4 protein-coding genes and 1 pseudogene are annotated in these 3,314 nt (G+C 68.6%); 3 read left to right on the top strand and 2 right to left on the bottom strand.

The window, feature by feature from the left end:
* Positions 1 to 179: 179 nt before the first annotated feature.
* Entirely contained in the window at positions 180 to 959 is a 780-nt protein-coding gene (locus ACTWQJ_RS48840) for a class I SAM-dependent methyltransferase (protein ID WP_443312804.1), read from the top strand.
* 71 nt (positions 960 to 1,030) lie between these two features.
* Here ACTWQJ_RS48840 and ACTWQJ_RS48845 read toward each other — a convergent pair.
* Positions 1,031 to 1,261: pseudogene (locus ACTWQJ_RS48845) on the bottom strand (ISKra4 family transposase); the annotation flags it as partial.
* A gap of 230 nt (positions 1,262 to 1,491) precedes the next feature.
* Between ACTWQJ_RS48845 and ACTWQJ_RS48850 the strand changes: the two are divergent.
* The gene (locus ACTWQJ_RS48850; RefSeq protein WP_443312805.1) at positions 1,492 to 1,950 is read left to right on the top strand and encodes an NUDIX hydrolase; all 459 of its coding nucleotides are present in this window, start codon (positions 1,492 to 1,494) and stop codon (positions 1,948 to 1,950) included.
* A 46-nt stretch (positions 1,951 to 1,996) separates the two neighbouring features.
* Here the strand turns inward: ACTWQJ_RS48850 and ACTWQJ_RS48855 are convergent, their stop codons facing one another.
* The gene (locus ACTWQJ_RS48855) at positions 1,997 to 2,188 is read right to left on the bottom strand and encodes a hypothetical protein (protein ID WP_443312806.1); all 192 of its coding nucleotides are present in this window, start codon (positions 2,186 to 2,188) and stop codon (positions 1,997 to 1,999) included.
* Positions 2,189 to 2,251: 63 nt separating this feature from the next.
* Between ACTWQJ_RS48855 and ACTWQJ_RS48860 the strand changes: the two genes are divergently transcribed.
* The coding region (locus ACTWQJ_RS48860; RefSeq protein WP_443312807.1) for an SEC-C metal-binding domain-containing protein at positions 2,252 to 3,314 on the top strand (1,063 nt) is incomplete at its 3' end.

Genomic DNA, 3,314 nt, shown 5'->3' on the forward strand with positions numbered 1-3,314 from the left:
AAACAAATGGACGCCGAGGCCGGAGCCTGGAAGGCCGCGAAGCTCCACGTAGGGCATAAACTCTCTCAAAGAGCACCAGCCGCAAGAGCGACGTAGTGCCACAAGCGATACCTAAACGCCCACTCAGTAGATTCGCCGATCGCCCCGCCTACCACTTGCGGCATAGATATCGTGATGGTGTGGATCGGGATGAACTGCTACTTCACGCCTCGTCGTTCGGCGCAGCGGCGGTCGCATACGCCGAGCACCGTCCGGACTACGCGCAGGCCGCGGTGCGCTGGGCGCTCGAAGCTGCGCCCGGCCCACGCGTGCTCGGCCTCGGCGCCGGAACCGGCAAGCTGACCGCCACGCTAGTCGCGCTGGGTGCCGAAGTCATCGCGGTCGAGCCCGACTTGGCCATGCTGACCGAGCTGCGCCGCTCGCTGCCGGGTGTCCGCGCCCTGTCTGGTAGTGCCGAGGCGATCCCACTGCCGGACGCTTCCATTGATGCCGTGCTGGCCGGCAACGCCATGCATTGGTTCGACATGGCCGTCGCGGGACCCGAGATCGCCAGGGTCCTCGCGCCTCGCGGCATTCTGGCCGGCCTGTGGAACCTCATGGACGACCAGGTCGAGTGGGTTGCCGGGCTCGCACGTGTCAGCGGGAGCGCGGCCATCGGTCCGCGTGACACTCCCGCCAGCTGGCGCGCCGAGACAGCCGACATGCACCTTCCGAAGACCGGTGTGGCCGCCCGGTTCGGCTCGCCGGAGCAGGCCGAGTTCCCGCACGGGCAGCGCCGCACCGCAGACTCTCTCGTCGCCACCCTAGCGACGCGCGCGGGGATGCTGGTCATGCCGGAACAGGAACAAGAGGCCACGCTGGGCCGGATCCGCGCATTCCTTGCGAGTACACCGGAGACCACCCGCGGCGAGTTCACCCTGCCGATGCTGACCGGCGTGCTGCGCGTCCGGCGGTTGTGAAAGCCATCGACCGCTCGATATTCGTTTAAGCGAGTCGCGGTTGGGGCGCGCGTTTCAAGTGGCGGCCGCGATCAGGCTGAGAGGACGTAAGTTCGCTGGTCGGGGGCCGGGTAGAGACGTTCGTGTTCGCGGACGGCGTGATAGCGCCAGTAGTCCTCGAAGTCGCCGTTCGTGATCAGTGCGCGGAGTTGGAGGACGGCTTCGGCACCGTCAAGTCCCCAGCGAGCGCCGGTGATGTCGAGTCGGTCGGCGATCAGGTGGCGGCAGGCGCCTTCGACGGCGCCGGTGGCGATCGGCCAGCCGTCGCATGCGGGACAAAGGTGCTCAGCCTCCAGCACGACGCCGATACCGCCGTCTACGAGGCGTGCCGCGCCATGGGCGTGCCGATGCTGGAGGTGCCCATGAGCCTGACTGTCTCCGAGCGTGTCCAGTGGACCGTGGAGCGCGTTGGGAGCATGGGGCTGATCGCAGTCTGATCCCGGCTGGAGTCCCCTGCCGGCAAGGCGCCCTACCGGTCGGAGGACGAAGCACAGTGCCCCAGAAGCCCGTGAACGACGTGATGATCATTCTGGAGCGCGACGGAGCCGTGTGCCTCGCCGAACGGCAGGGCACCGGCTACGCCGACGGCATGCTGAATCTGCCCTCTGGGAAGCTGGACCCGGACGAGGACGTGTTCGACGCCGCCATCCGTGAGGCGTGGGAGGAGATCGGTGTCACCATCGAGCGCGACGCTCTGCGGATCGTCCACGTCATGCACTTCCGTAACCCGGAAGGGGAGCCCCGCGTCGGCTGGTTCTTCACCGCCCGCCGCTGGGAAGGCGAGCCGCGCAACACGGAACCCCACAAGTGCGCGGGCCTGTTCTGGCATCCGAGTGATCAGCTTCCCGACAACACCGTCCCGTACAACGCGCTGGGCATCGCGCACTATCTCAAGGGAGAACCGTTCTCCGTGCACGGCTGGGAGGAAGCCCGAGGCCGGCAAGAGGTTTAGCAGAAACGGCCGTTGACGTCCGGCAGTGATGGGGGTGCGCTGTACGTCAACCCCGCATCGAAGGCTCGGCCTGGTCGTCGACGCCGAGGAGGAGGACGTGGTGGCCGACGGGCTCGGCGGCGCCGTCGGTGACCTTCTCGACGTCCAGGCGCAGCCGGATGCGTCCGGCTCCTTCGCCGTTGCGCCCCTCATCCCTCCCTTTTCCGCAACCCCGGCCGGCCGTGAAGGAGACCTCCATGCTCCTGACCGGCTTTCCCGACACCGCCTGAACCCGGCGGCCTTCCACCGGTAGTGTGGCCGTATGTCGCGCAGGCGCCGCCGAACACCGCAGCAACCCGCCCCTGCCGCGCGGATGTACGCCACGCAGGCCGAGGAGCTTCAGACGCTGGCCCGGGAGTATCCCGAAGACCGCGAGGAGATCCTCCTCGAGACCGCGGGCTACTGGAACGACGCCGAAGAGTACGACCGTGCGCTCGCGCTCTACCAGCAGCTGCTGAATAACGGGTGCGAGGAGCCGCACCTGATCGAGGCGTACCGGATCAGCACCCTGTGGGATGCCGGCCGCACCGACGAGGCTCGCCAGGCAGCCGCGCGTCTGCGGCATCAGCACCCCACCGACGCCGGGGCATGGAACGTCGTCGCCGAAACCTTCGAGACCGCCGGTGAACTTAACGACGCCGCACAGTGGTTCACCGCCGGCATCACCCATCTCCTCGGTCCCGCGGCCTCCCTCACCCGCGCCACTGTCGAACACAGCCTTGACCCCAGCGGCATCGAGATGCTCGTCATCGGCCGCCACCGGGTACGGCGCCGCCTCGCCCAGCCACACGACGGCCTCGACACCCTCGCCGACGACCTGCATCAACACCGCCCCCTCCTGCTCGGCGGCGCCGGCACACTGGACGACCTCCATGATCCGGACCGCCTGCGGGCCGCCGAGAGCGGCGATGCGCAGGCCCTGCAAGCCGAGTTCGAAAGGCTCACCGCCGAGGTCGCCGCCCGCCGGGCCGCTCTGTCCCGGCCCCGCATGGCCTGCGCGCTCTTCTGGCCCGAAACCGAGTTCACCCACCTCCTCGCCCGATGGCCCGTGCTGGCGGACGACTACGGCGCCGAACATCGCGATCACGTCCGCCGTGTGGAGGAGCTCCTGCGCCGATTGTCCGAGGACGGCGAACCACATCTGGGTGTCGCCCAGGGCGCCGTCGGCGACTTCGAGAGGTTCATCCGCGACGAGGGCCTCTCCCCGAAGGACGGCGACACCCGGGCCAAATACGCTGCCGACCTCGCCGCCCGGGGCAAGGCCCACGCATGGCCCCCGCCCCGCAACAGCCCCTGCTGGTGCGGTTCCTCGCGCAAGTACAAGA

Origin of the sequence: Streptomyces sp. KR55, from assembly GCF_052245645.1 — a bacterium.
GTDB classification, from domain to species: Bacteria; Actinomycetota; Actinomycetes; order Streptomycetales; family Streptomycetaceae; genus Streptomyces; species Streptomyces flavusporus.